Source organism: Pseudomonas sp. FG43 (genome assembly GCF_057809175.1).
The window spans coordinates 51,701-78,285 of record NZ_JBMDJL010000010.1; the positions used below are offsets into that span (position 1 = coordinate 51,701).

22 protein-coding genes and 1 riboswitch are annotated in these 26,585 nt (G+C 59.9%); of the genes, 9 read left to right on the forward strand and 13 right to left on the reverse strand.

Translation table 11 applies throughout. The annotated features are described in order from the left end of the window. Positions 1-7: 7 nt before the first annotated feature. Positions 8-219, forward strand: a riboswitch (cobalamin riboswitch). A 108-nt stretch (positions 220-327) separates the two neighbouring features. Genes cobW through ACODS3_RS13795 form a run of 4 tightly spaced genes read left to right on the forward strand, consistent with a single transcriptional unit; the run spans position 328 to position 6,902 of the window. Continuing rightward, on the forward strand, positions 328-1,422 hold the full coding sequence (gene cobW / locus ACODS3_RS13780) for a cobalamin biosynthesis protein CobW (RefSeq protein WP_304574023.1): 1,095 nt from the start codon (positions 328-330) through the stop codon (positions 1,420-1,422). Between the two features lie 22 nt (positions 1,423-1,444). Continuing rightward, positions 1,445-5,209, forward strand: a complete 3,765-nt coding sequence (cobN, locus tag ACODS3_RS13785; protein WP_489034776.1) for a cobaltochelatase subunit CobN — start codon at positions 1,445-1,447, stop codon at positions 5,207-5,209. Further along, the gene (locus ACODS3_RS13790; protein WP_489034778.1) at positions 5,209-6,240 is read left to right on the forward strand and encodes a magnesium chelatase ATPase subunit I; all 1,032 of its coding nucleotides are present in this window, start codon (positions 5,209-5,211) and stop codon (positions 6,238-6,240) included. Before cobN ends, ACODS3_RS13790 begins: the two co-directional genes overlap by 1 nt. 53 nt (positions 6,241-6,293) lie before the next feature. After that, the gene (locus ACODS3_RS13795) at positions 6,294-6,902 is read left to right on the forward strand and encodes a vWA domain-containing protein (RefSeq protein WP_201019657.1); all 609 of its coding nucleotides are present in this window, start codon (positions 6,294-6,296) and stop codon (positions 6,900-6,902) included. Positions 6,903-7,058: 156 nt separating this feature from the next. Here ACODS3_RS13795 and ACODS3_RS13800 read toward each other — a convergent pair whose 3' ends face one another. After that, the gene (locus tag ACODS3_RS13800; RefSeq protein WP_201002078.1) at positions 7,059-7,325 is read right to left on the reverse strand and encodes a hypothetical protein; all 267 of its coding nucleotides are present in this window, start codon (positions 7,323-7,325) and stop codon (positions 7,059-7,061) included. 373 nt (positions 7,326-7,698) lie between these two features. Between ACODS3_RS13800 and ACODS3_RS13805 the strand changes: the two genes are divergently transcribed. Next, positions 7,699-9,024, forward strand: a complete 1,326-nt coding sequence (locus ACODS3_RS13805) for a sigma-54 dependent transcriptional regulator (RefSeq protein ID WP_489034780.1) — start codon at positions 7,699-7,701, stop codon at positions 9,022-9,024. On the opposite strand, the gene ACODS3_RS13810 is transcribed toward ACODS3_RS13805, so the two are convergent. Beyond that, positions 8,968-9,546: an AAA family ATPase gene (locus ACODS3_RS13810; RefSeq protein ID WP_489034782.1), complete on the reverse strand. Its 579-nt coding sequence runs from the start codon at positions 9,544-9,546 to the stop codon at positions 8,968-8,970. The genes ACODS3_RS13805 and ACODS3_RS13810 overlap by 57 nt on opposite strands. Further along, entirely contained in the window at positions 9,543-10,106 is a 564-nt protein-coding gene (gene pnuC / locus ACODS3_RS13815) for a nicotinamide riboside transporter PnuC (RefSeq protein WP_201002083.1), read from the reverse strand. Before pnuC ends, ACODS3_RS13810 begins: the two co-directional genes overlap by 4 nt. Positions 10,107-10,320: 214 nt before the next feature. Here pnuC and ACODS3_RS13820 point away from each other — a divergent pair, with 214 nt between their 5' ends. Both ACODS3_RS13820 and ACODS3_RS13825 read left to right on the forward strand, forming a co-directional pair. Further along, positions 10,321-11,151, forward strand: coding sequence for an undecaprenyl-diphosphate phosphatase (locus ACODS3_RS13820; protein WP_201019573.1), 831 nt, complete (start codon positions 10,321-10,323; stop codon positions 11,149-11,151). Then, the gene (locus tag ACODS3_RS13825) at positions 11,148-11,618 is read left to right on the forward strand and encodes a DUF1294 domain-containing protein (RefSeq protein ID WP_201019574.1); all 471 of its coding nucleotides are present in this window, start codon (positions 11,148-11,150) and stop codon (positions 11,616-11,618) included. Before ACODS3_RS13820 ends, ACODS3_RS13825 begins: the two co-directional genes overlap by 4 nt. On the opposite strand, the gene ACODS3_RS13830 is transcribed toward ACODS3_RS13825, so the two are convergent. After that, a complete protein-coding gene (locus ACODS3_RS13830; RefSeq protein WP_201019575.1) occupies positions 11,583-11,927 on the reverse strand; it encodes an MmcQ/YjbR family DNA-binding protein in 345 nt (114 codons plus the stop codon). The genes ACODS3_RS13825 and ACODS3_RS13830 overlap by 36 nt on opposite strands. Before the next feature lie 118 nt (positions 11,928-12,045). Here ACODS3_RS13830 and pcaD point away from each other — a divergent pair, with 118 nt between their 5' ends. Next, on the forward strand, positions 12,046-12,837 hold the full coding sequence (gene pcaD / locus ACODS3_RS13835; protein WP_304574028.1) for a 3-oxoadipate enol-lactonase: 792 nt from the start codon (positions 12,046-12,048) through the stop codon (positions 12,835-12,837). A gap of 306 nt (positions 12,838-13,143) precedes the next feature. Next, positions 13,144-14,223 carry an alpha/beta hydrolase family protein gene (locus tag ACODS3_RS13840; RefSeq protein ID WP_201002409.1) on the forward strand — a complete coding sequence of 360 codons (1,080 nt, stop codon included), beginning with the start codon at positions 13,144-13,146 and terminating at the stop codon, positions 14,221-14,223. Here ACODS3_RS13840 and ACODS3_RS13845 read toward each other — a convergent pair. From ACODS3_RS13845 to treZ, 9 genes are all read right to left on the reverse strand, one after another. Next, positions 14,178-14,852 carry a glycosyltransferase family 2 protein gene (locus ACODS3_RS13845; protein WP_489034786.1) on the reverse strand — a complete coding sequence of 225 codons (675 nt, stop codon included), beginning with the start codon at positions 14,850-14,852 and terminating at the stop codon, positions 14,178-14,180. The two genes, ACODS3_RS13840 and ACODS3_RS13845, sit on opposite strands and share 46 nt — an antisense overlap. Next, a complete protein-coding gene (locus ACODS3_RS13850; RefSeq protein ID WP_201019578.1) occupies positions 14,849-15,448 on the reverse strand; it encodes a class I SAM-dependent DNA methyltransferase in 600 nt (199 codons plus the stop codon). Before ACODS3_RS13850 ends, ACODS3_RS13845 begins: the two co-directional genes overlap by 4 nt. Continuing rightward, complete coding sequence (locus ACODS3_RS13855) at positions 15,445-16,203, reverse strand: PIG-L deacetylase family protein (protein ID WP_201002098.1); 759 nt, start codon at positions 16,201-16,203, stop codon at positions 15,445-15,447. Before ACODS3_RS13855 ends, ACODS3_RS13850 begins: the two co-directional genes overlap by 4 nt. Beyond that, positions 16,200-17,219, reverse strand: a complete 1,020-nt coding sequence (locus ACODS3_RS13860) for an acyl-CoA dehydrogenase family protein (protein ID WP_489034789.1) — start codon at positions 17,217-17,219, stop codon at positions 16,200-16,202. The genes ACODS3_RS13855 and ACODS3_RS13860 overlap by 4 nt, the downstream gene beginning before the upstream one ends. Further along, a complete protein-coding gene (glgX, locus tag ACODS3_RS13865; RefSeq protein WP_489034791.1) occupies positions 17,216-19,384 on the reverse strand; it encodes a glycogen debranching protein GlgX in 2,169 nt (722 codons plus the stop codon). The genes ACODS3_RS13860 and glgX overlap by 4 nt, the downstream gene beginning before the upstream one ends. A gap of 159 nt (positions 19,385-19,543) precedes the next feature. Beyond that, on the reverse strand, positions 19,544-19,894 hold the full coding sequence (locus tag ACODS3_RS13870; protein WP_489034793.1) for a DUF2934 domain-containing protein: 351 nt from the start codon (positions 19,892-19,894) through the stop codon (positions 19,544-19,546). A 17-nt stretch (positions 19,895-19,911) separates the two neighbouring features. Beyond that, entirely contained in the window at positions 19,912-22,695 is a 2,784-nt protein-coding gene (locus ACODS3_RS13875; RefSeq protein WP_489034795.1) for a malto-oligosyltrehalose synthase, read from the reverse strand. Beyond that, entirely contained in the window at positions 22,692-24,770 is a 2,079-nt protein-coding gene (gene malQ / locus ACODS3_RS13880; RefSeq protein WP_201002107.1) for a 4-alpha-glucanotransferase, read from the reverse strand. Before malQ ends, ACODS3_RS13875 begins: the two co-directional genes overlap by 4 nt. Further along, on the reverse strand, positions 24,760-26,574 hold the full coding sequence (gene treZ / locus ACODS3_RS13885; RefSeq protein ID WP_489034797.1) for a malto-oligosyltrehalose trehalohydrolase: 1,815 nt from the start codon (positions 26,572-26,574) through the stop codon (positions 24,760-24,762). Before treZ ends, malQ begins: the two co-directional genes overlap by 11 nt. Positions 26,575-26,585 lie beyond the last annotated feature (11 nt).

The following is a 26,585-nucleotide window of genomic DNA, read 5'->3' on the forward strand; positions in this document are numbered from 1 at the left end:
CCACTGCGTAGCCTTGCGCACTTGAGGTTCTCTGCCTTCTGCAGGAGGGTAGAGCTAAGACGGGAATGCGGTCCAAGCCGCAGCTGCCCCCGCAACTGTAAACGGTGATGTTCATTGCATGGCCACTGCGCAAGCGGGAAGGCGCGATGAATGCCTGTCGGCCAGCACCGCCGATACGCCGCCGTAAGCCAGGAGACCTGCCTCGAACCGGGCCACAGGCCCACGAATTCTCACTACAACCGGGCGGGGTGATCCGGTGGCGAATCGATCCGTGCGCAGCGCACGGTTCTCGTCCTGCTTGCCCGCCGTATTGCCAAAGGGCATCCGATGAAAACACTGGCCAAACTTCCCGTCACCATCGTTACCGGTTTCCTGGGTTCGGGTAAAACCACCTTGTTGCGGCATATGCTCGATAACGCCGAAGGGCGTCGTATCGCGGTGATCGTCAACGAGTTCGGCGAGCTGGGCATCGACGGCGAAATCCTCAAGCAATGCACCATCGGTTGCACCGAAGAAGAAGCCACTGGTCGTGTCTACGAACTGGCCAATGGCTGCCTGTGCTGCACGGTGCAGGAAGAGTTCTTCCCGGTGATGCGCGAATTGGTGTCGCGTCGCGCCGACCTGGACCACATCCTTATCGAAACCTCGGGTCTGGCGTTGCCAAAACCGCTGGTCCAGGCTTTCCAGTGGCCGGAAATCCGCAATGCCTGCACCGTCGATGCGGTCATAACCGTGGTCGACAGCCCGGCCGTTGCCGCAGGCACTTTCGCGGCTTTCCCGGATCAAGTGGACGCCCAGCGCAAGCTCGACCCGAATCTGGATCATGAGTCCCCGCTGCATGAACTGTTTGCTGATCAGCTGGCCAGTGCCGACCTGGTGATCCTCAACAAGGCCGACATGATCGATCCCGAAGGTCTGGCTGCGGTGCGTGCCGAAGTTGCCGAAGAGCTGCCGCCAGCGGTCAAGGTCATCGAGGCCAGCAATGGCCGTCTGCCAATCAATGTACTGCTGGGCATTGGCGCGGAGTCGGAACTGCATATCGACAGCCGCAAGACTCACCATGACCATCATGACGACGATGATCATGATGACCACGATCACGATGTATTCGATTCGATCTCCATCAAGCTGCCGCCAGCCGAAGAGGCCTTCCTGCTGAACGTGCTGAACCGCATGGTCGTTCAGCACGGTATCCTGCGCGTCAAAGGTTTTGCCGCGATTCCCGGCAAGCCGATGCGTCTCTTGATTCAGGGTGTGGGCACTCGTTTCGACAAGCACTTTGACCGTGCATGGAAGGCTGATGAAGAGCGTGCCACCCATCTGGTATTGATTGGCCAGGAACTCGATGCTGCCGCGCTGGAAAAGCAACTCTACGATGAGCTTGAGTCTGAAGTTCATACAGCGCTGCGAGCCCAACTTTAACGTTACGAGTCTTGCCTGACCCATGCATTTACTGAGAACCCAGCCGGGCGGTTTCGTCCCCGACGACAGCATTGCCGACCTGGGGCAGACCCCGGCCGAGCTGGTGATTCTCTGTAGCGGCGATTCGAGCCTGGCCTTGCTGGCCGAAGCTGCGCAGCAACTGCCCGACGATTACCCGAGCCTGCGTCTGGCCAACCCGATGCAGGTGCAGAATCACGCTTCGGTGGACTTGTACGTCGATGAAGTGTTGCGTCACGCCAGGGTCATTCTGATTTCCCTGCATGGCGGCATCGGCTACTGGCGTTATGGCGTCGAGCGCTTGATGGAGCTTGCTGCCCGTGGTGTGCAGGTGATTCTGGTACCGGGCGATGATCGTCCCGATCCGGAATTGAGCGACCTGAGCACCGTGCCCGCCGAAGCGCGGGACCGGCTCTGGCAGTTCTTGCGTCAGGGCGGGCTGCAAAACGCACTGGATCTTTATCGCTGCCTGGCAAGTAGCTGGCTTGAGCGCGACTATCCATGGGGCGAGCCCCGGCCATTGCCGCGTACGGCGATCTACCATCCACATAAACCCGGTGCCGCGCTGACTGACTGGCAGGCTGACTGGATTGCCGGGCAGCCGGTGGTCGCGCTGCTGTTCTACCGCTCCCACTTGCAGGCCGCCAATACCGGTTTCATCGATGTGTTCTGTGAGCGCTTGCAGGCCGAAGGGCTCAACCCTTTGCCGGTTGCGCTGGCCAGTCTCAAGGAGCCGGGTTGCCTGACCATGGTCGAGGACTGGCTGGATGAAGTCGAAGCCGAACTGATCCTCAACACCACAGGCTTTGCCCAGTCCAGCCCGGAAGCGCCGCATCTGCGACCGTTTCGCCGCAATGTGCCGGTCATCCAGGCTATTTGCGCCCAGGACAACCAGCCCGCCTGGCAGGCCAGCGAGCAAGGGCTGGGCGCTCGGGATCTGGCGATGCACATTGCCTTGCCGGAGCTGGACGGGCGGATCATCAGCCGACCCGTCAGCTTCAAGGATCTGGCCTGGCGCAGCGAGCGCAGCCAGTCGGATGTGGTGTGCTATCGCGCTCATCCAGAGCGTATGGGCTTCGTTGCGCAACTGGCGCGGCGCTGGATCGAACTGGCGCGCTTGCCCAATGCCAGCAAGCGGGTAGCGTTGATCCTGGCCAACTACCCGACCCGCGATGGCCGGATCGGCAACGGAGTCGGGCTCGACACGCCTGCGGCGGCGCTGAATATCCTGCGTGCCATGCAGGGCGAGGGCTATCCGCTGGCGCAGTTGCCTGAAAGCGGTACTGCGCTGATTCAGCAATTGCTCGGCGGCGTCACCAACGATCTGGACAGCATCGATCTGCGTCCCTGTCAGCAAAGCATGGCGCTGGATGAATACCTGCAAGCCTTCGATGCCTTGCCCCAGGCCAATCGCGATGCGGTAAATGCCCGTTGGGGCGCGCCCGTGGATGACCCGATGTTCCGTAGCGGGCGGATGATGATTGCTGGTATCCGCTTTGGTCTGACCTTTGTCGGTATCCAGCCCGCCCGTGGCTATCAAGTGGACCCCAGCGCGGTCTATCACGACCCCGATCTGGTACCGCCCCACGGTTATCTCGCGTTCTACTTCTGGTTGCGCAAGGCTTATGGTGCGCATGCTGTGCTGCATGTGGGCAAACATGGCAATCTGGAGTGGCTGCCGGGCAAGGGCGTTGGCCTGTCGCAGGATTGCTGGCCCGACGCGGTGTTGGGCGCGATGCCGAATATCTACCCGTTTATCGTCAACGATCCGGGCGAGGGTGCCCAGGCCAAGCGCCGTACCCAGGCGGTCATCATCGACCATCTGATGCCGCCGCTGACCCGTGCCGAAACCTACGGCCCGCTGCGCAATCTGGAACTGCTGGCCGACGAATATTACGAAGCGCAACTGCTTGACCCGCGCAGGGCGCTGGAGCTTCAGCGAGACATCCTCAAGCTGGTGCGCGAAACCCGTATCGACCGCGAACTGGCGCTGGACGACTCCATCGACAGCGACGCCGATGCGGCGATCTGGTTGCCGCGTCTGGACACTTATCTGTGTGACCTGAAGGAATCGCAGATCCGCGATGGCCTGCATGTCTTCGGCCAATCCCCCGAGGGGCGCCTGCGCATCGACACGCTGCTGGCGTTGCTGCGCATTCCCCGTGGCGATGGCCGTGGCGCGCAGTCGAGCCTGTTGCGGGTGCTGGCCAAGGCGCTGGTGCTGGATTTCGATCCACTGGATTGTGATCTGGCTGAACCCTGGAGCGGGCCGCGCCCGTCAGCCTTATTGGCGGTGAGCAACGATCCATGGCGTACCACGGGGGATACGCGAGAGCGGCTGGAGTTGTATGCCGCCATCCTGATCGAGCGCATCGTCAAGAATGAAGCAGTCGACGATCTTCCTGAGCACCCGGAACTGGCACTGGTTCTGGATAGCCTGCGCGATGTCGTAGCCCCGCGCCTCGATGCCTGTGGCCCCGAAGAGATGCGTGGCCTGCTCGATGCCCTGAGCGGTCGTTTCGTGCCGGCTGGCCCGAGCGGTGCGCCGAGTCGAGGTCGGCTTGACGTGCTGCCCACCGGTCGCAACTTCTTTACTGTGGATGTGCGCAATCTGCCAACCACTACGGCCTGGCGGATTGGCTTCCAGTCGGCAAACCTGCTGCTGGAGCGCCATCTTCAGGATCATGGCGATCATTTGCGCCAGCTCGGCCTGTCGGTCTGGGGCACGGCCACCATGCGCACCGGTGGTGACGATATCGCTCAGGCCATGGCCCTGATGGGCGTGCGTCCCGTCTGGGCGACGGGCAGTCAGCGGGTCGATGATTTCGAGATTCTGCCGCTGAGTTTGCTGGATCGTCCTCGTGTGGACGTGACCTTGCGAGTGTCCGGGTTCTTCCGTGATGCTTTTGCCAATCTTATCCGCCTGTTCGATGCCGCCGTACAGGCCGTGGCCGCTCTCGATGAGCCGGACGATCAGAACCCGCTGGCCGCCCGGGTTCGTGAAGAGCGCCGCAGCTTGCAGGAAACCGGGTTGAGCGAAGACGAGGCAGTGCGCCAGGCCGGTTGGCGAATCTTCGGTGCCAAGCCCGGTGCGTATGGCGCGGGTGTGCAGGGCGCTATCGACGGGCGTCTGTGGCAAAGCCGTGACGATCTGGCCGAGGTCTATCTGAACTGGGGCGGCTATGCCTACGGCGCAGCCGATGAAGGCACGCCGGCCCGCCAGCAGTTTGCACAACGACTGACGCAGGTTCAGGCGGTGTTGCAGAATCAGGATAACCGAGAGCATGACCTGCTGGATTCCAACGATTACTACCAGTTCCAGGGCGGAATGCTGGCTGCCGCCGAAAGCCTGAGCGGCCAGAAAACGGCCAGCTACCACGGCGATCACAGCCAGCCGGACTTGCCTAGAATTCGCACCCTCAAGGAAGAGCTGAACCGGGTGATCCGCAGCCGTGCGGCCAACCCGAAGTGGATCGAAGGCGTCAAACGGCATGGCTATAAAGGCGCGTTCGAAATGGCTGCGACCGTGGACTTCCTGTTCGCGTTCGATGCCACTACCGAGCTGATCGACGACCACCAATATGCACTGCTGGCCGATGCCTATCTGCTTGATCCATCGACCCGCCAATTCATTCGCCAGCACAACCCCGATGCCCTGCGCGACATGACCGAACGCATGCTTGAAGCCCAGCAGCGTGGGCTCTGGCAGGAGCCGGGCGACTATCGTGAAGCGCTGGAAGACCTGCTGCTGGATATAGAAGAGAGCTGATGAACTTGCCTGACCCAAGCATGACCGACACCCCGCATTTTCCTCTGGCAGCCGTAGTCGGTGCAGATGATCTGAAACTGGCGCTGTGCCTGGCAGCCATCGACCCCAGAATCGGCGGCGTGCTGATCGAAGGCCCGCGGGGCATGGCCAAGTCGACCCTGGCCCGTGGTCTGGCGGACCTGCTGGCCAGCGGTCAGTTCGTCACCTTGCCGCTGGGCGCTACCGAAGAGCGTCTGGTCGGCACTCTGGATCTGGATGCGGCGCTGTCCGAAGGTCGTGCGCAGTTCTCGCCCGGTGTTTTGGCCAAGGCTGACGGTGGTGTTCTGTATGTGGATGAGGTCAATCTGCTGGCCGATCACCTTGTCGACCTGTTGCTGGATGTCGCTGCCAGCGGTACCAATCTGGTGGAGCGCGACGGTATTTCCCATCGCCATGCAGCACGCTTCGTGCTGATCGGCACCATGAACCCGGAAGAAGGCGAATTGCGTCCGCAACTGCTGGACCGTTTTGGTCTGAACGTGGTTCTGAGCGGGCAGACCTTGCCAGCCGAGCGCAGCCAGATCATCCGCCGACGTCTGGATTTCGATGCCGACCCCCATGGCTTTTGTCAGGCATGGCAAGGCCAGCAGCAAGCCTTGAAGCAACGCTGTGAGCAGGCTCGTGGGTTGTTGCCTTCCATTGAGCTGGATGACCGGTCGCTGGGTCTTGTCACCGAGCGCTGTTTTGCTGCGGGTGTCGATGGCATGCGGGCCGATCTGGTCTGGCTGCGTGCTGCGCGTGCGCATGCTGCGTGGCGTGGCGTCAGTGTGATCGAGGAGCAGGATATCGACGCGGTGGCCGAGTTTGCCTTGCGTCACCGGCGCCGCGATCCTGCGCCTCCGGCACAGAGCCCTGAAACACCGCCATCCAGCCAGGCTAGCCCGCAAAACCCTCAGCCGCAAAGCGGGCAGGGCAACTGGGGTGAATTGCCTGCCCGGCCAGTGCCGACAGGGGCGCGCCGCGAAGTGCCGAGCTGGCCAAAAAAGCCTTAGGCATCCGCCCTCGTTCGGCAAAGGGGGCGGATGCCAGCCCCCGTCCAGGCAAACTGACTTCCGGGCGTCATGGTGCCGCGCGTTCGGGTATCGATGGCGCGATTGCCTGGCTGCCCACGTTATTGCGCGGTCGCCCGCAAAGCCGCAACGATCTGGTGCGCCAGCCTCGCAGCAGTCGGCCTGCGGAGTTGTTGCTGGTGATCGTCGATGCATCGGCCTCGACACGTCGTCATCAGGCCTTGAGTCAGGCCAAGGGCATGCTGGCCCAGGTTTTTGACGAGGCTTATCGCCGTCGCGCAAGGCTGGCATTGCTGACCGCCAGCGGCAATGTCCCGCAGTGGAAGCATCAAGGGCTCAAGGCCTCGGCGGCATTGCGTCCCTGGCTGGATGCGCTGGGCGCTGGCGGAGGAACGCCCTTGTTTGCTGCCATCGAGCAGGCGAAGGACTGGTTGAAGGTGCGTCAGCAGCGTTATCCCGCCGAACATTTGCGTGTATTGATCCTCACCGATGGTCGTATCAAGGACATGCCGCACTGTTCAGGTTTCGACTGCGAGAGCCTGTTGATCGATATAGAGAAAGGACCGATCCGGCTGGGCCGGGCGCGGGAACTGGCTAATAGACTGGGTGCCGATTACCGGCATATTGAAGAGCTTCGCGAATAAAACGCAACATCATGAATTTAATGAAGTTTCCGTAGGAGCGAATTAATTCGCGAAGGGTTCGTACATCCGAAGAAAATGTATATCCTTCAAATGACGTCTCGCGAATGAATTCACCCACAAGTAGGAGCGAATTCATTCGCGACAAGAGTCACGCCATCAAGCCGGCATGGTCCAAGGCTGGAGGCTGTAACCCTCATTGCTGATTTCTTCGCGAGCTTCTTTCAGGGCGCTGGCCAGTTGAACAGGGTCGGAGTAAGCGCTGCTCGGGATCTGTTTACGACCGATCAGTGCGCAGGTGCGGTCGATCACTGTAAGGCTCAGTTCGCCGCTTCCGGCCTGGGCTGCCCAGGCAACACACTGGAAAGGTGCAAAGGCGTTTCCAGCGATCAGAAGTGCATCGTTGAAGCGCAGTGGGGCGTTCATTTTCAATTCCTCAAAATGCCCATATCAGTCCAGTCACGTCGGTGGGCTGACCGTTCGGCTGGTTACCTGTGTTGATGCCGAACAGGGTGGGGTGAGTCACACCGCTTGCCGGATATTTTCAATTTTTTTACATCCATGCCGCGTTCGGCTTGATCTGAGGCAATTTTTACGATGTTCGGTTCAATGACCGGCAGAATTTCCTGACTGTAAAAACGTTACAACCTGTTTAATTACTTTTCGTTATGAGCGATATATTTAAACGGTACAAGGGTGTGTCAAATATTTGCTAATGTAACATTCGGGCTCGTCAACTTACTGTTTATAAAAAGATTTTAATCACTCTCTTCCACGTCGGGCGCCAAGGAAACCTAATATGCATGAAGCGGCCCAAACACGACGTCTGTTGATTGTTGATCCCAGCGATGATTGCCATCAGTTGATCCCTGTCTTGCAGGCTGCCGGATGGGCTGTGGACAGCAATACGCTGGAAGGGGCGCTTAACCAGCGTTGCGATGTTGGTCTGATTCGTCTCATGCCTGAACATTTCGAGCACCCCGAAGTGGTCAAGGAGCTGATTACCCGCAGCAACACTCAATGGATTGCGGTGCTTGCACCCAATGACCTGCGGCGCGAAAAGATCGGTGATTTTGTCTGTGAGTGGTTTTTCGATTTTCACACCTTGCCTTTCGATGTGGCTCGCATGCAGGTCACGCTGGGCCGGGCTTATGGCATGGCACGTCTGCGTGCCCAGGGGGCGGCGCAAGTATCGAGCTCCGATCACGAGATGCTGGGCGAGAGCCGTCCTATCCGCGAGTTGCGTCGTTTGCTGAGCAAGCTGGCTCCCACTGAATCACCGGTGCTGATCCGCGGCGAGCGCGGTACTGGCAAGGAGCTGGTTGCGCGTACCTTGCACATGCAGTCGCAGCGCAGGAACAAGCCATTCGTTGCAGTCAATTGCGGTGCTATTGCCGAGCATCTATTGCACACAGAGCTGTTCGGTTATGAGAAAGGTGCTTTCAACGGAGCCCTGGAGCGCAAGATCGGCCGCATCGAAGCGGCGAATGGCGGAACGTTGTTTCTGGACGATATAGGCGATCTGCCCATGGAAACCCAGGCCCATCTGCTACGCCTGTTGCAGGACCGGCATATCGAGCGGTTCGGTGGTAGCGAAGCGATTCCCGTGGATGTACGGGTGCTGGCCGCGACCCATGTGGATCTTGAAACCGCCATCCGTAAAAAGCGCTTCCGTGAAGATTTGTACTACCGCCTGAATGTCTTGCAGGTCGGCACTGCGCCTCTGCGTGAACGACATGGTGATCTGGCCATGCTGGCCAATCATTTTGCGCATTTCTACAGCCAGGAAACCGGCAGGCGTGCCCGCAATTTTAGCCAGGACGCCTTGATCGCCATGGGCAAGCATGACTGGCCCGGCAATGTGCGGGAGCTGGCCAATCGCGTAAGACGCGGGTTGGTGCTGGCCGAGGGACGGCAGATAGAGGCCGCGGATCTTGGCTTGCTCGGTGAAGAGGATATTGCCAGCAGCATGGGGACGCTGGATGACTACAAGTCGCGGGCCGAGCGTCAGGCCTTGTGCGATGTGTTGACCCGCCACAGCGATAACCTCAGCGTTGCAGCCAAGGTTTTAGGTATTTCGCGGCCGACGTTCTATCGGCTGCTGCACAAGCATCAGATCCGCTGAGCCAGTCAGTAGCTGCGTGACGGCAGCCATTGCCTGCTCGCGGCGTGTGTCCCAATCACCCCCGATGACTTGATAGTTCTGCGCATGGCGATGCAGCCATTGCCGACTGTTCTCGAAAAATGCCTGTCGCTCGCTCAGTTGCGGCTGGCAACGTTGCCCGTCACTGATCCAGTCGACACCTTCAGGGGAAAGCAGCAGATGCAGGTCGTAGTGCCTGCTAAGCAATTGCTGCTCGATCCACTGCGGGCAATCACCGAACAAGGCCTTGCTCCAGAGCATGTTGCTCAGAAGATGCGTGTCGAGAATCAGCAGCGGCGGGGCGGTAGCGCGGGCCGTGTCCTCCCAGGCCAGTTGGCCTTGGGCAATGTCGGGAATATCGCTGTAGGCAGTGTCGCGACCTTGCTGCTCGATGAAATGGCGCACGTACTCGCCCACCACCAGACCGCCGAAACGTTTGTGTATTTCGTCGGACAACCAGCTTTTGCCGCTGGATTCGGGACCTGCCAGGACCAGGATTTTCATCGCGCCAGCGCCAGATCGTTGCGCCACTCACGCCAGCCTTGAACGGCAAGCAGGGTAAAGAGCCCGTATAGCGCAGCAGTCAGGTACAGCTCCTTGTAAATGAACAGGCCGACGAAAATGACATCCAGCACGATCCACAGGGGCCAGCACTGGACCCGTTTTTGTGCCATCCACACTTGTGCAACCAGGCTGAAACCGGTCAGCGCGGCATCGAGCCAGGGCTGTGCTGCATCCGTGAAATGAGCCATGGAAGCACCCAGCACCAGGCTGATGACAGCGCCGATTGCCAGGCCGCCCAGGACTGGCCCGCTCTGCAGGACCGTGACCGCCCGCACCGGCAAGCCGTTGCCGTGTCGGGTCCACTGCAGCCAGCCATACACCTGAAGGCCGGCGTAGATCACTTGCAGCAGCATGTCCGAATAGAGCTTTACGTCGAAGAAGATCCAGATATAGATCACCACCATCACCAGGCCAATTGGCCAGCACCAAGGGTTCTGCTTCACTGTAAGCCAGACTGCTATCACGCCGAGGACGGCAGCGAAGAGTTCAAGTCCGGACATGGCGACTCCCTGAGTGTGGTTGGAATGGGTGGGCGCGCGATTGTAAGCGCTTATGCGCAAGACAGGGAGCCTTTGCACGTGCAGGTCTGCTAGCATCTCGGCGCTTTTAAGCATCCTCTTCAAGCATTGTTCAGGTTCGGATGCTCATAGTTACAACCTTTTTTGCAAAACAACACTAACGAGCGAGCCACAGGCAGCGCTTTATGGGGGAATGATGGATCTTTGGACCGCCGCTCAGGCGTTGATATTGGGTGTTGTCGAGGGGCTGACGGAGTTTCTGCCGATTTCCAGTACGGGGCATCAGATCATCGTTGCCGACTTGATCGGTTTCGGTGGTGAGCGGGCCATGGCGTTCAACATCATCATCCAGCTCGGCGCCATTCTGGCGGTGGTCTGGGAATTTCGGCGCAAGATTCTTGACGTGGTCATTGGCCTGCCCAAGCAACAACAGGCGCAGCGTTTCACCATCAATCTGCTGATCGCCTTCCTGCCGGCAGTCGTGCTGGGGGTGATTTTTGCGGACCTGATTCACCACTATCTGTTCAACCCCATCACCGTCGCGACTGCTCTGGTGATTGGCGGCGTGATCATGCTCTGGGCCGAGCGTCGCCAGCATGTGATACGTGCCGAAACAGTCGATGACATGACTTGGCGCGATGCCCTGAAAGTGGGGCTGGCGCAGTGTCTGGCGATGATTCCGGGGACTTCACGCTCGGGCTCCACCATCATCGGCGGCCTGTTGTTCGGTCTGTCGCGCAAGGCTGCGACCGAGTTCTCTTTCTTCCTGGCCATGCCGACCATGGTCGGGGCCGCGGTGTATTCGGGCTACAAGTACCGTGATCTGTTTCGCCCCGATGACTTTGCGGTGTTCGCGATCGGTTTCATCACCTCATTCATCTTCGCCATGATTGCCGTGCGCGGTCTGCTCAAGTTCATCGCTACGCACAGCTATGCGGTGTTCGCCTGGTATCGCATCGCCTTTGGCCTGTTGATCCTCGCGACCTGGCAGTTTGGCTGGATCGACTGGGCAGCGGCCAAGGCATGACCCTGCCTCGGCAGCGTTCTTCGATTCAGAGACCGAGCGGGGGCAGGGCGCCGGTTCAGGGATTGAACCTCAAGGTCTGCATCCTTGTGCTGTTGTGCGCGATGCCTGCTTATGGCGCGGGCATGTTGTGGGCCAGGTCAGGCAGCCCCTTGGTGCTCGCGGCTTATCTGGTCGTCAGCCTGCTGGCGTTTCTGCTTTACCGGCACGACAAGCGTCAGGCCGGTAACGGCGGCTGGCGCACCCCGGAGAACATTCTGCACATGGCCGAACTGTTCGGCGGCTGGCCCGGGGCTTTGCTGGGCCAGCAGGTTTTCCGGCACAAGACACGCAAGCTGTCTTTCCAGATGGTGTTCTGGCTGATTGTGCTGGGGCATCAGTTGTTCTGGATCGACCAGCTGTTTCTCGACAGCGGCTGGTTCAAACCCTGGCTGTCACAGCTTGAGCGCTACCTGCAGGCGCTTCGGTAGCTTGCTGACCACCAGTTGATGCGAGCGGGTGAGCAAATCCCTGATTTCATCGTCGCTCAACACATGGGGCTGCTGGACACTGATCCAGTGGGCCCTTGCCAGATAAGGTGCCGGGCGGATACCGGGCCGGTCGACGTAACCCAGAAACAGCTCCGGGTGGACCTTGAAAGACAAACCCTGACCGGCCAGGTCCATCACCGCGAACATCTTCTTCTCGGCAACTGAAAACACCCTTACGCCGCCCCATTTATAGTCTTCCCGGGCTCCCGGCAGGTTCAGGCAGAAGCGTGCGATTTCTTCGGTTTGCATGGTGTTTGTGGTCCTTGCTTCTAAGGTGTTCGATAGTCGCACGAATAATCCATCAGCGGATTGTTTGCCCATGCGTCTGTGTCTACTGTGCATCTTTTGTTTTGTTCAGGAGCCTGGAATGTCTGCCGTGCAACTCGCTGAGGGTGAACTCAATTATCTGCTGGAAGGCCCGGCCGATGCACCGGTACTGGTGCTGTCCAATTCTCTGGGCACTGATCTGCACATGTGGGATGCGCAGATTCCTGCATTTACCCGGCATTTTCGCGTGTTGCGCTACGACACTCGTGGCCATGGCCGATCGCTGGTCAGCGAAGGCCCTTACAGTATCGAGCGCAATGGGCGTGATGTGCTGGCATTGCTGGATGCGCTCCATATCGACAAAGTGTCTTTCTGTGGCCTGTCCATGGGCGGGCTGATCGGCCAGTGGCTGGCGATCAATGCTCCAGAGCGTCTGGAGCGTGTGGTGCTGTGCAATACCGCATCGAAGATCGGCACGCCTGAGGTGTGGAATCCGCGTATCGAAACCGTGCTGCGCGATGGTCAGGCCGCGATGGTTGCTTTGCGCGATGCCTCGATTGCCCGCTGGTTCACGCCTGAGTTCGCCGTTGCCGAGCCTGCAAAAGTCGAGACCATTGTCGGCATGCTGGCGCAGACCTCGCCTCAAGGCTATGCCGCCAACTGCGCTGCCGTGCGCGATGCCGACTTCCGTGACCGGATCGCTTCGATCAGCCTGCCGGTTCTGGTGGTCTGTGGTACCCAGGATGCCGTGACCACGCCTGCGGACGGGCGCTTCATGATCGAGCGTATCCAGGACGCGCAGATGATCGAGCTGCATGCGGCGCATCTGTCGAACGTCGAAGCGGGGGAGTTGTTCACGCAACCGGTGCTGGCATTTCTGAACGACGAATAAACGCTACCGGCAGAATCCATGAACTCCACAGCCCGTGCATTGGCTTGCGCCGGGCTGTGGAGTTTTTGCTTTCCATACGCGGCAACCTGAAACCTTGACAGCTTCCTTACAGGTAAGCGTGGCTGACCGGCAGTAAAATGGCCCCAGCCGGAATACAGACGTCCTCCCGATAAATAGTCTGGCCCGGCTTATGCACTATTTTCCATTCAAAGACTCTCATTTCTGTGAGAGCAGGGGCGCTGGAGCATGAAGTTCCTCATGTGCGCATAAATGGATTGTTCAGGACTACAAAGGATGAGCCTTCAAATGGTACGTCTTTGTGCAGCGATGCTGGTTTTTGTGCTCAATGGCCTGATTTCAGTGCAGGCACAGGCGAGTGAGGATTGGAGCGCGGGCTTTCATGAGCTCAGTTTCCCCGATCCTCTGGATTCGCAGCTGATGCAGGCCATTGCTTTCTATCCGTCCACCGGGTCGGAGCAGGTGAGCGCGATCCAGGGTTATCGGGTTGAAGCCGGTGAAGATGTGCCGATTGCCATGGGACGTTTCCCGTTGCTGTTGTTGTCGCACGGCAATACTGGCAATCCGCTGGCCTTGCATGATCTGGCGACGTCTCTTGCTCGCCAGGGCTTTGTGGTCGTGGCCGTGATGCACCCCGGTGATAACTATCGCGATCACAGCCGTCTCGGCAGCCTGAGCAATCTTTATGGCCGTCCGTTGCAGATTTCCGAAGCCATCAGCGCAGCCTTGCTCGACCCCATGCTGTCGCCTTATCTCAATGCCCGTCAGGTCGGCGTGATCGGTTATTCGGCAGGTGGCGAAACCGCACTGATCCTCGCGGGTGCGCAGCCGGACCTCAAGCGTCTGCGCCAGTATTGTCTGGAGCGGCCTGATGATCGCGATGCCTGCAAGACCCGGGGGGAGCTTGTCGCTGACCGGGACGACTTGCATGCCCAGGCCGATCCGCGAGTCGGTGCGCTGATGCTCATGGCGCCCTTGAGCCTGATGTTCGGCCGCCATACCCTGAGCGAAGTTCATGTTCCGGTGCTGATGTATGCCGGTGATGACGATCAATTGCTGCCCATCGACAAGAATGCAGAGGCTCTGGCGCGCAAGCTGCCGAAGGTGTCGGACTACAAGCTGCTGGCAGGCGCAGGTCATTTCGTATTCATGGCCCCGTGCAGCGATGAACAACGCGCAACCATGCCGCTGTTATGCACTGACCGTGAGGGTGTGGACCGCGAAGATATCCATCGCAATCTCAGTGCCGAAGCGGTGCGCTTCTTCAGCAGTACTCTTGGCTCATCCGATGCCGATCGTTCCGGCATGCAGACGGCTCATCATCAATGGCCCGATTCACTGCTCCCTTCTGACAGCAGTCTCAGGTAATCACCAAACCCGCCGCTGGCCCTGGGGTCAAGGCGAGTGCTGGTGGTGACCTGTGGCCTGCAACTCCATGCGATACGGGCACCGCTGCGTTCCAGTTGGCGGACAAGATGTACGTCTTCATGGCAGGCCAGGAACGGAAATCCTCCGGCCCGCAAATAGGCAGAGGCACTGACGCCCAGGTTGGCGCCATGAATGTGCCGATGCCCTTCGCGATGTTGATAGTGCTGTTCAAACAGCGTCTGTGCTGTGGCTGACAGGCCATTGTTCTGCATGGCGAGTGTGACCGTGCCGCAAACGGCGTCGGCATTCAGTGCCAGTTGCTCCACCAGCCAGTCTGTCGCCACATTGCTGTCGCCATCGGTGCTGGCCAGCCAGCGGGCGCCGTGGGCGAGCAGGTAACGTGCGCCTGCCGCCCGCGCCTGTCCGACATTGCGGGCCTTCAGGTCAAGGGTGATGACACCGTGTTCCAGGGCGATATCGGCCGAGTGATCGGTACAACTGTCCAATACCACCAGGATCGTGACGGGTTCGCCATTCAACCCTGGATGCCTGCTGGCCAGCAGCAGGCTTTCAAGGCAGGCACCGAGCAGTTTCTCTTCGTTGTGTACCGGGAGCAGGATGCCAATCATCTGAGTTTCTCCCGAGCTGCGACGGAGGTTTGATCATGACTCCAGAGGTCCAGCAGAAAGTCGGCTTCGTGATGACTGAACAGCCGGTGCGCCTGCAAGCGTTCGTCCAGAACCTGATGAACCCGATCGGCATTCAATGGGCAGCCCTCGATGTCGGGACGCCAATGACAGGCCAGCAATTGACCATCGGGTGTGAGCGAGGCAAGCGCGCAGTCGATCCATTGATGCAGGTCTTCGAGATCGAGGTAATAGCCAAGTTCGCTGAACACGATCAGATCGAACTGTCCCTCGGGCCATTGCTGTGGAAGGCGGGCGTGCAGCACATGGACATGGCTGAAAGACGCCAGGCGCTGGCGGGCAAGCTCCACAGCCAGGTTTGAGGTATCGCAACACAATAAATGTTCGCAGCGTCCGGCCAGTTCTGCGCTCAGTTCGCCATTGGCGCAGCCAGGCTCGAAAATTGAGGCATAGCGCTCATGGGGCAGGGCGGCGAGGGTCAGGGCGCGTTTGCGGCGTTCGTACCAGCGCTGCTTGAAAGCCCAGGGGTCGTCGTTGTCCCGGAAAAGCTCATCGAAATGCTGTTCGGTGACACTCATATGAAGATCACCTCGAAAGGTTGCAGCAGCCGTTCAAGTATTCCGGCAGGCAATATCGGTGAAAGCCCGATGTCCGGGTCGCCTTGCAACTGGCTGGCAAAGGCATGGGCAGCATGGCGCTTGCGGGCAATGGTCATGGGGTCCAGCAAGACCTTGCGGGCACGTTCCCAAGGCAGGCGGTCATCTTCCGGGCTTGCCCAGTGCCAGGCCCAGATCGGCACTTCGATGAGGGTGGCGCCTGCCTGGGCACAGGCGCGTGCGCAGGCACGGCCTGTTGCTTCGTGATCGGCATGCCCGTCTTCGGCCCAGGTGGTGAACACCACATCGGTGGGCAGCAGGTAGCGTTCGATGAATTTCACCAGCTTTTCCTCCTGGGCGGCGACTGCGCCGTCATTGAAACCACCACGAATCCATTGCAGGCGATGCAGTGGCAGGTCGAGACGACGCAAGGCTTCGGCGCTTTCCTGAGGACGGATCACGCTAAGGCGTCCGGCGGGCCAGAGTTTCGAGCCGGGATGGCTGGCGCTGCCATCGGTGACCGATAACAGTTTCAGGCTCCGGTCCAGTTGCGCCAGTTGGCACATCAGGCCGCCACAGCCCAGTATTTCATCGTCTGGATGAGGGGCGACGATGATTGCCCGTGAGTGATGTGGTACCAGCAGGTCAGCGCTGATGACGGGTACTGCGGCCAGTTTCTGTGAGGCGTTCCAGGCTTTCAGGCTGGTGCCACAACCGGCTATCAGTTTCTTTTTCATGGCTGCCAGGCTGCACCCCATGGGCTATTCGATGCCTTGCTTGCCAATTGCCCGAGAATGGCGAGGTCTTTCTCGGCATGACTCTGGCGCAGGAAGACCGGCAGGTCGGCAATCAGGCGGGCAAAATGGGCGTCCTTGCAGTAAGGGGTTGCCCCTAGTGCCCGGCCCACATGATGAATGACCTGTTCGGCCGTGTGTTCGACATGGGCACGACAGCGTCGGGCAAGCTGTTCGGCATTGTCCTCCGGTGTCCGGTCCAGGCTGAGGGCGGCTGCCTGCAATAGCTGGCTGGCGCTGTACAAGGCAACATCCACCGCCCCCAGATGTGCAAGGGCATGGGGTTCTTCGCTTTTACCGGCCTGCTGTAAAAGACGTTGTGCCAGTGCGCATGAAGCGCCGTACCAGCACGCCGCAATACCGATGCCGCCATGCCAGAAACCTGCGCGCGTCAGATACGCCCCAGGCGTGCCGACTGTCGACGCGGTGGCTTGCTCGAACTGAACTTCGATACTGCCGGTTGCGCCCATGCCGACTGCACGCCATCCGGCGGTTGCGATATGAATACCGGGTTGATCGAGAGCCACAGCAACCAGTTGCTGGCGGTTTTCTTCATCCCAGGCGGTGATCAGGGCATGGCTCAAGACTGCCGCTCCCGAGCACCATGCCTTGCGGCCGTTCAGTCGAAGCGAGTCGCCCTTGCCGCTGACACTGACTCTGGCTGTGGGCGGTTCGGCAGCCCACATGCCCCAGGTCGTCCCGGGCTCGGGAATCTCCGCGCCCAGTTCCTGCATGATCGCCAGGGCATCGGTATGCCCTTCATAGAGTTTGCACAGCCCCAGATCATGAGCTGCCACACAGGCCAGCGCTTGCCAGCGCTCCAGAGTCTGGCCGCTTGCCGGCATCGGCAGGTGGTCGAGGCCTTCGCTCACCAATGCCCGCAAGCATTCGCCCAGCGCCTGCGTATCGGCATAGCCGTGCTTGCGCCAGTCGAGAAACTCCTTGAGTGCCTGAGTCATGACTGATCTTCGCGCTGTAGCTCAAATAGCAACAACGAGCGTGGGGTTACGGTGTAGCGGGAGCCGAAGTCGAATTTTTCCTTGCTGCGCAAATCTTCCTGATTGGTATCGATCAGGCAGGTGAAATGCGTGCCTTCAGGTACTTGCGGGAAGGTGAAGTCAACGCCTTCATGATGAGCATTGACCACCAGCAGCAGGGTGGCATCGGCACCGGGGCGACGGATTCCGGTTTCCTGGGCACGGCCATCCATCAGCATGCCCAGGCAGCGGGCCTGGCTGTCGTGCCATTGTTCGACGCTCATTTCATTGCCGTCCGGCGCCAGCCAGGTGACATCCTTGACGCCGATTTCTTCGTTGTAGTCGCCCACCAGAAAACGGCTGCGGCGCAGGATCGGGTAGCTTTGGCGCAGCTTGATCACGCGCTTGACGAACTTGAGCAGTGCCTTGCCATCGGAGTCCAGATCCCAGTTGACCCAACCGATTTCGCTGTCCTGGCAATAGGCGTTGTTATTGCCATGCTGGGTTCGGGCGAACTCATCGCCAGCGACCATCATCGGCGTGCCTTGGGCCAGCAGCAGGGTAGCGAAGAAGTTGCGCATCTGACGCAGGCGCAACTGGTTGATTTCGTGGTTGTCGGTTGGGCCTTCGACGCCGTGGTTCCAGGACAGGTTGTTGTTGCTGCCGTCCTGATTGTTCTCGTCGTTGGCTTCGTTGTGCTTGTCGTTGTAGGACACCAGGTCATGCAGGGTGAAGCCATCGTGGGCAGTAATGAAGTTCACCGAAGCCTGAGGGCGACGTCCACGCTGGTTGAACATGTTGCCCGAGGCGGTCATGCGCCCGGCAAAGTCGGCAAGCTGGTTGTCATCGCCTTTCCAGAATGCACGCACGGTGTCGCGGAACTTGTCGTTCCACTCCATCCAGCCTGGCGGGAAGCCGCCGACCTGATAGCCGCCAGGCCCGCAGTCCCAAGGTTCGGCGATGAGCTTTACCTGACGCAGGACCGGGTCCTGGCGGCAGGCGACCAGGAAACTGTGCCGCTCATCGAAGCCGTCGTGATAGCGGCCCAGAATGGTCGCCAGATCGAAGCGGAAACCATCGACATGCATTTCCGAAGCCCAGTAACGCAGGGAGTCGGTGACCATTTGCAGTACGCAGGGATGACTCAGGTCCAGTGTGTTGCCTGTGCCTGAATCATTGATGTAGAAGCGCTTGTCGTCTGGCATCAACCGGTAATAAGAGGCGTTGTCGATGCCGCGCATGGACAGGGTCGGCCCCAGTTCGTTGCCCTCGGCGGTATGGTTGTAGACCACATCAAGAATGACCTCCAGCCCCGCGTGGTGCATGTGCGCGATCATTTCCTTGAACTCGGCGATCTTGCCGTGCGCCAGGTAGCGTGGGTCCGGGGCGAAGAACGCAATGCTGTTATAGCCCCAGTAATTGGTCATGCCTTTTTGCAGCAGGTGCTGGTCATTGACGAAGGCATGCACGGGCAGCAATTCCACCGCTGTCACACCCAGCTTGCGCACATGGTCTATGACCTCCTCGACCATCAGGCCGGAGAAGGTGCCACGCAATTCATCCGGTACCGCCGGGTGGCGCATGGTGAAGCCGCGCACATGGGTTTCATAGAGGATGGTCTTGTCCCAGGGCGTACCGACCCGCTGGTCGCGGCCCCATGTGTAGGCCGGGTCGATGACCTTGCTCTTGGGCACGAAAGGCGCGCTGTCGCGCTCATCGAAACTCAAATCGCCGTCAGGGTGGCCGATGGTGTAACCGAACAAGGCTTCAGACCATTTCAGCTTGCCGACCAGTTGCTTGGCATATGGGTCGATCAGCAGTTTGTTATGGTTGAAGCGATGGCCATTCTGCGGGTCGTAAGGCCCATAGACTCGATAACCGTAGATCAGGCCGGGGTGTGCATCGGGAAGGTAGCCATGAAAGATTTCATCGGTGTATTCCGGTAGCTCGATACGCTCCAGTTCTTCCTCACCGCTTGAATCGAACAGGCACAGTTCCACCTTGGTCGCATTGGCGGAAAACAGTGCAAAGTTGACGCCCAGACCATCCCAGTTGGCGCCGAGCGGGAAGGGCAGCCCTTCACGAATGCGGGAGGGCGAGCCGGTCGTTGAAGTTTCGTCTTTTACGGTTTTGGACTTTGTATTCATGATTCTTTCCTGACGCGATGACTTTTCAGGCAGCCAGAACCGCTATCGAAACCCGGACGGCTTCAATACTGCTGAATAAAGATGCCGGAGTTGCCGCAGGTCGCGCCGTGATCTAGCGCGACATCTGCGGCAGTGGGCAGGTACAGGACCTGTAGCGTTTCAAGTCGCCGGTGGTTTACGTGGTTTCTTCGCCGCAGGCTTGGGCGGTTGTTCTGCCTGGGTAGGGGGTGACTTGGGTTTTGCAGCGGGCTTGGGTGCGGCGGCTGGTTTGGCTACCGGTGCTGCCTTGGCTGCCGGTTTGGAGGGCGCTGTTTTTGGCGTACCTCCATCGACTTTGGGTAACTTGGGCTTGTTGGCCTTGCTGGCACTGGTTTTATCCGGAGCCAGTGCTTCGGCTTCTGCCAGTTTGCGGGCCATTTCCCAGTGACGCTTTTCCTGCCCGGTGGGCTTCCCTTCCGATTCCCATATCTGATAGGCAAATTCGCGGATTCTTTTTTCGTCGGCACTCATCTCGACACTCCCAGGTATTACATAGTTTGAATAAGCAGGTTTACAGAAAAATCCTTGAGCGCTGCACTGAGCTGTATTTCCCTGTCATTTATAACTACGACGTCAGAAAAGAGGCCCTTCCAGTCTGGATGTGAATCAGCGAACGGCAGAATGATTCGTGTATTTCCCCAATTGGCAGCATTAATGAATGGAGTTTGCGCAGTGCCCAATAGTTCACTGCTTGTGCGTGGAACAACAACAATGGCGCGCTCGCCCTCCCATACACGAGCGAAAGCCACTACATGCTCTGCGTGGCTGCCAGTCACTTGCAGGGGCAGATACTCCCCGTGACTGAACAGGCTTGAATGTGTTGCGCGCAGATTCAGCACCTGTGCGATCAGCGCCTGCTTGACTCTGCCGTCCTGCCAGTCGCTCAGCAGTTCGGGGGCCGGAACGGATTGAGCCAGGGCTCGCTCACGGGCCTTGTAGTCCACCGGGCGACGGTTGTCAGGGTCCACCAGGCTGAAATCCCAGAACTCGGTGCCCTGGTACAGATCAGGCACGCCTGGTACGGTCAAGCGCAGCAAAGTCTGCGCCAGACTGTTGAGTGCTCCGGCGACAGCGATGCGGTTGGCGGTAGCACCCAGAGACTGGCGCAGCGCCAAGGCTTCAGGGGCTAGCAGCAGGCGCTGGAGAAATTCCCGGCAGGCGCCTTCATAAGCCTGATTGGGCGAGCCCCAACTGCTTTGCAGCTTGGCTTCACGCAGGGCTTTTTCCTGCCACTGAACCATGCGCTGAGCATAGGCTTCATGGGCTTGCTCACCTTCAAGATCAAGCGGCCAACTGCCCAGCAGCGCCTGATAGAGCATCAGCTCATCGCCTGCGCTGATGGTCGGGTCTTCGCCTTTCAGCGCGATCGCCAGTTGTCGCCAGCGCTCGACTTGCTCGGCATACCAGTCTGCGCATTCGCTGAGCACGGCCAGTCGCGTGCGAGTGTCTTCGCCGCGTTTATGGTCGTGGGTCGCGGTCGCCAGCAGGTTGTTGGCAAACTTTTCGTGTCGCTGCTGGCATGCCTCATGAAAGGCTTCCACCGGCGCACTGAAGTGCTGGGGATGAAACCCTACGTCGTTGCGCGAAAGCAGCACTGCCGAGCGATAGAAGGCGGTGTCTTCCACGGATTTGGCTGCGACGGGGGAGGTCAGTTGCTGAAAGCGGACACAGGCTTTGCGCAGTTGATCGCGAAGGCGCCCGCGGGGCAGCTTTCGCCATGGCTCACCCCCTAGCCAGCGTTGCAGGTAATCCAGCACTGGCCAGTCACCTTCGTTGAGCGTCGTGCGGGCGCCTTGCATCGCCTGCTGAAAGAAACGATCGTCCTCTGGCGAACGGCCGCAGGCACTGATGTAGGTCCGGTAGATCGGGAAGTTCACCACCAGTGCCAGCAGCGCACGGCGAATGGCGCCAAGGGTCAGGTCGCGACTCATCAGGTCGCTGCGCGCTACTTGCAGCAGCGCCTGAGCAAGATTCTCGAAGTCGCCGGCCAGGGTGCCATGCAGCACCAGATCACGGGCTTGCAGCACCTCCTGATCGAAATCCGCACTGCGTTCTGTCAGTCGGCTCCAGAGTTCGGCCAGCGGCGCCTGGCCCTTGGGATCGTGTTGCAGCAGGGATACCTGATTCATGAACTCGTAACCGGTGGTGCCATCCACGCTCCAGTCATCGCGCAGCGGTTCATCGGGGCCGAGGATCTTCTCGACGAAAATCGGCAGGTGGTCCAGCCGGGCGTGGGCAGGACGGTGCTTGAGCAGCCCTTGGACCCGACGATGCAGTTTGCGGCCGTAGCCGCGAGGGTCGGCCAACCCGTCGATATGGTCGATGCGCAGACCGTCTACCAGACCTTCCTCGATCAACTGGAAAATCTTGCCATGGGTGGCCTCGAAGACCACGGGCCGTTCTACCCGCAGGCCACCCAGTTCATTGATGTCGAAGAAGCGCCGCCAGTTGATGTCATCGGCGGCGGTGCGCCAACTGGCCAATCGATAATGCTGGCGTTCAAGCAAGTGGTGCAGACGGTTGAAGCCTTCGCTTTCCCGTGAGTCGAACTGTGTAATTCCTTGCTCGATGGCTTGAAGTATTTCTGGGTTCCTGGCCATTTCAGCCAGCTCGGCCTTGGCTTGTCGGGCACGCTCGTAAGCCTGGGGGTACTGACTCAGTGCCGAAAAGCGCTGGCCCAGTTCGGTCAGTTGCGGATGCGCGCTGGCATGCAGCAACGGGCCGTAGGTCATTGGCGTGATCGGAAAGTGATGCTGATAGTGCTCGATATGAAACGAGCCGTTCTGCGCATTGAAACGCAACGCAACGTCCCCGGCTTGCAGCACCGCTCCGTAGTCGCTGCTCAGGAATGGCAGCAGCAACTGGCCTTCGAGCAGCGGGTCGGGGGAGTTCCACTGAATATCGAAAAAGCTGGCGTAAGGGCTGCCGCGCCCCCACTCCAGCAGATCGAGCCACCAGGGGTTGTCCGCACCGCCGACGGCCATGTGATTGGAAACGATATCGAGGATCAGGCCCATGCCGTGGGCGCGCAGGGCCTCTACCAGACGTCGCAGTGCCGGTTCGCCGCCCAGTTGCGGGTTGATGATGGTCGGGTCGACCACATCGTAGCCATGCATGGAATCGGCCCGCGCCTTGAGCAGCGGAGAGGCATAAATGTGGCTGATACCCAGGCTGGCAAAATAGGGCACCAATGGCACAGCGTCGTCGAGGGTGAAGTCCTTGTGGAACTGCAAGCGCTGAGTCGCGCGCAGGGGTTGCAGGGCAATACTCATCGGTCACGCTCCGCAGCTTGCAGCCGGGATTGGGACAGCAGCTCCAGCCTTCGTGCAGTGTCTTCATGGTCGAGCAAGGCGGCACTTTCTGCGGTGAAGCGCCGTCGCCAGTTCGGATGACTGTCGATGGTGCCGGGCAGGTTGGCCTGCTCATGAACGCCCAGAGCATCTTCCATGGGCAGCAGCACCAGCGGTGCGCGGGTATGGCCCAGATAGCGGATGCTGGCATCGATGATACGACTGAAGTCTTCGGTGTCGGCGGACAAATTGTCGTTGTTCTGGCTCAAGGCACGGCGCAGGCCATCGTATTCACGGGCCCGTTCTTCGCGCCAATGGCGCTCGCTTTGTTCGTCGAGATGGCCCAGGCGCGAATGCCACTCGATATCCAGCTCGCTCAGCCAGCCCGTCAGAGTGGGCAGGTCGTGAGTGCTGGTCGTGGCCAGTGCTTCGTCCGACCAGTCGAGGATAGGTTTGAAATGCCCGTTGTTCTGCTCAAACAACAAGACGCGCATGCCCAGAATCGCACGGGCCGACAGTTTCTCATGCAGGCCTTCGGGGACTGTGCCCAGATCTTCTCCCAGCACAATTGCCTTGTGCCGCCAGGATTCGAGGCTCAGCAGGCGCAACATGTCGTCAAGCGGGTAGTTGAGGTAGGCGCCTTCGCTGGGCGGCGACCCCAGCGGCACGACCCACAGGCGTTGCAGGCCCATCACATGGTCGATACGCAAGCCACCGGCATGGGCGAAGTTGGCGCGCAGCATCTCGATGAAGGCCCGGAAGCCGTTGCGTTTCAGCCCATCGGGAGAGAAAGCCGAGATTCCCCAGCTTTGTCCTGAGCGATTGAGGATATCCGGCGGTGCGCCAACGGTCAGTGCCGACAGCAGTTCGTCCTGCCGACTCCAGGCCTGGCTGCCTGCGCCGTCTGCGCCCACTGCCAGGTCGGCGATCAGGCCAACCCTCATGCCGCTGCTGCGTGCGGCAACCTGGGCACGTTCCAGGCTGCGAGTGATCAGCCACTGGGTAAAGGCATGAAAGCTGATCTGCGGGCCGTGGGCTGCGGCGAACAGGCCAATGGCGTCGCTGCGAGGGTTTTTCAGTTCGTCCGGCCACTCATGCCAATTGTCACTGATGCCCATGTTCGGGCACTCGGCGCGCAGGGCTTCAAAGCGACAATGGTTTTCCAGGGCTTCACCGCCACTGTGGCGGAAGCTGTTGAAGTCTTCGTACAGCGGATGAGCACCGGTACTGAACGCTTCATAGAGTTTATGAAGAGCTTTCCACTTGGCACTGGCGGCCGCTGGCCAGTCGATCAAGGGCAAGTCTTCCAGACGCTTGAACTCATCGCTCACACCGGCATCTTCAACGGCCTGACGCCAGGCTCGTTCGCCGAGGATCATGCCCGGCGAAGCGTAGAGACTGTTGAGGAACAGGCGGCTTGAGGGGGAATAAGGGCTGTAGCGGTGCGGGTCGCTGGCGAACATGGCGTGGATGGGGCTGATCGCCAAGGCGTCGGCACCTCGTTCGCCGGCCGAGCGCACCAGGGCTTCAAGCGCCTGGGTGTCGCCGAATCCGCCATCGCCTTCACGACGAAGGCCATATAGCTGCACTGTCAGCCCCCATGCGCGGGGCACACGGACATCAGTCGCCATGGCCATGCTGAAGCAGGCTTTGGGTGCTACGGCGATGGTCAGGTGTTGGCCGGCGATATCCAGTTGCTGATAGCCGATGGTTGCCAGGGCTGGTAGCTGCGCATTGGCGGTCAGCCTGGCAGCCAGTCGTGAACCGTCTTCCAGATGCAGGACGAAAGGTGTCTCAGGCTCGAACCATTCGGACAGGTCCAGATTGCTGCCATGATCCACCGTCAGCAGCGGCGGGGCGCTGGCGCCGTGCATGGAGGTCTGCAATTGCAGCAGGCTGGCGTCGATGGTTTCGCTACTGTCTGCCGGGTGACCGAGTGCCTCGAGAACCTTGCGCAATACCTGCGGGCTGACCGTTTGCGGTCGACCATTCGCATCGACCCAATGCACCGACAAGCCTGCTTCAGTGGCAAGTCTCTCCAATTGCTCATTGCTCATCCTGTTCCTCCAGAACATCACTTGCTGTCAGGCTGACAATGGCCGTGTAAGGATTGAGGGTGCCTCGTCGGGAAAGTTCTACCGGATGTTGCTGAGTGGCAAAGAGAAGCGTAGCGCTATCCCGTTCGGGTGCCACTGCCGGATGCTCGCCGAGATTCAGATCGATGCGCAGGACACTGCCATCGCCCATGCGCCAGCGCGCACTGACCGCGCCATCGCCCAGCACGTCGCAACCCAGTGCGCGGGTGCCCGGCAGGCGCGGGACGATCTGGTCGTGACGAATGCCCAGCAGTTGTCGATAGAGCTGCAGCCAGCTTTGATGGTCGCTGCCTTTGTCGGTTTCCAGTTCTATGGCATCGAGGGCGGGGCGAGAAGCTGTGAAGGTTTGCGGGTCGTTGGGGTCGGGGATGTGCTCTCGGCGCTCCTCGTCGGCAAAGGCTGCGAAGTCGGCGAATTCGTTTCGTCGCCCCTCGCGAACGGCGTCGGCCAGTTCGCCGTGGTGGCTGGTGAAGAACAGGAAAGGTTCGCTCGCACCCCATTCATCGCCCATGAACATCAGCGGGATCATTGGCGACAGCAACAGCAGGGCGGTCGCCGCCTTGAGCGCAGGGGCAGAGCAGAGCCGGGTCAGGCGCTCACCCAGGGCGCGATTGCCGATCTGATCGTGATTCTGCAGGAACAGGACGAAGGCACTGGGTTCAAGGTGCCCGCTAGGCTCGCCCCGGTTATGGCCGTGCCGGGTTGCTTCGCCCTGATAGACGAAACCTTCGCTCAGCAGACGAGCCAGCTTCCGGGTCGGCTCTTGTGCGAAGTCCGAGTAATAGGCATCGGTTTCGCCGGTCAGCAAGACATGCAGGGTGTTGTGCCCGTCATCGTTCCACTGGGCATCGAAGCCTTGTTCAAGCAGCCTTGCCTGATTGAATTCGTTTTCCAGGTTCAACCAGACATGCCGGTCCTTGTCGATGCGCTGACGCACGCGCCGGGCAAACTCTGGCAGAAAGGTGTCGTCCTTGATGGCATGTACGGCGTCCAGGCGTAGCCCGTCGAATCGATATTCGAGCAGCCACATCAGGGCATTGTCGATGAAGAAGTCACGAACCTGCGGCCGACGAAAATCGATGGCATCGCCCCAGGGCGTGTTCACATCGCTGCGAAAGAAGCTTTTGGCGTAGCTGCCCAGATAGTTGCCGTCCGGGCCGAAGTGGTTGTAGACCACATCCAGGATCACCATCAGGCCATGGCCGTGGGCCGTGTCTATCAGGTGCTTGAGCTGTTGCGGGGTGCCATAGGAGGATTGCGGGGCATAGGGCAGTACGCCGTCGTAGCCCCAGTTGCGATCACCGGGGAATTGCGCCAGCGGCATCAGCTCGATGGCGGTGACGCCCAGTTCTGCAAGCCGGGCCAGATGTGTCTCTACTGCGGCATAACCGCCCAGTGTGCCGACATGCAGTTCATGGATCACAGCCTCGTGCCATGGGCGACCGAGCCAGTGTGTGTGTTGCCACTCATAAGCCTGGTGATCGACCACGATGCTTTGCGAATGCACGCCATCGACCTGGGCGCGGGAGGCCGGGTCCGGCACCTCCAGCGCCTTGTCGATTCTGTAGCGGTAGCGAGTGCCCGCCTTGCAGCGGGCATCGATAACGAACCAGCCGTCCTCGCGTGCCGACATGGCCAGTGACTGGCCATTGTCCAGCTCGACGCTTACATCTTTGGCATCCGGTGCCCAGAGGGCGAACCGGGTGTGTTCGGGGTCCAACAAAACGGCACCGTGGCACCAGCTATCGTCTGTACGCACAAGCATCCAGTGACCCC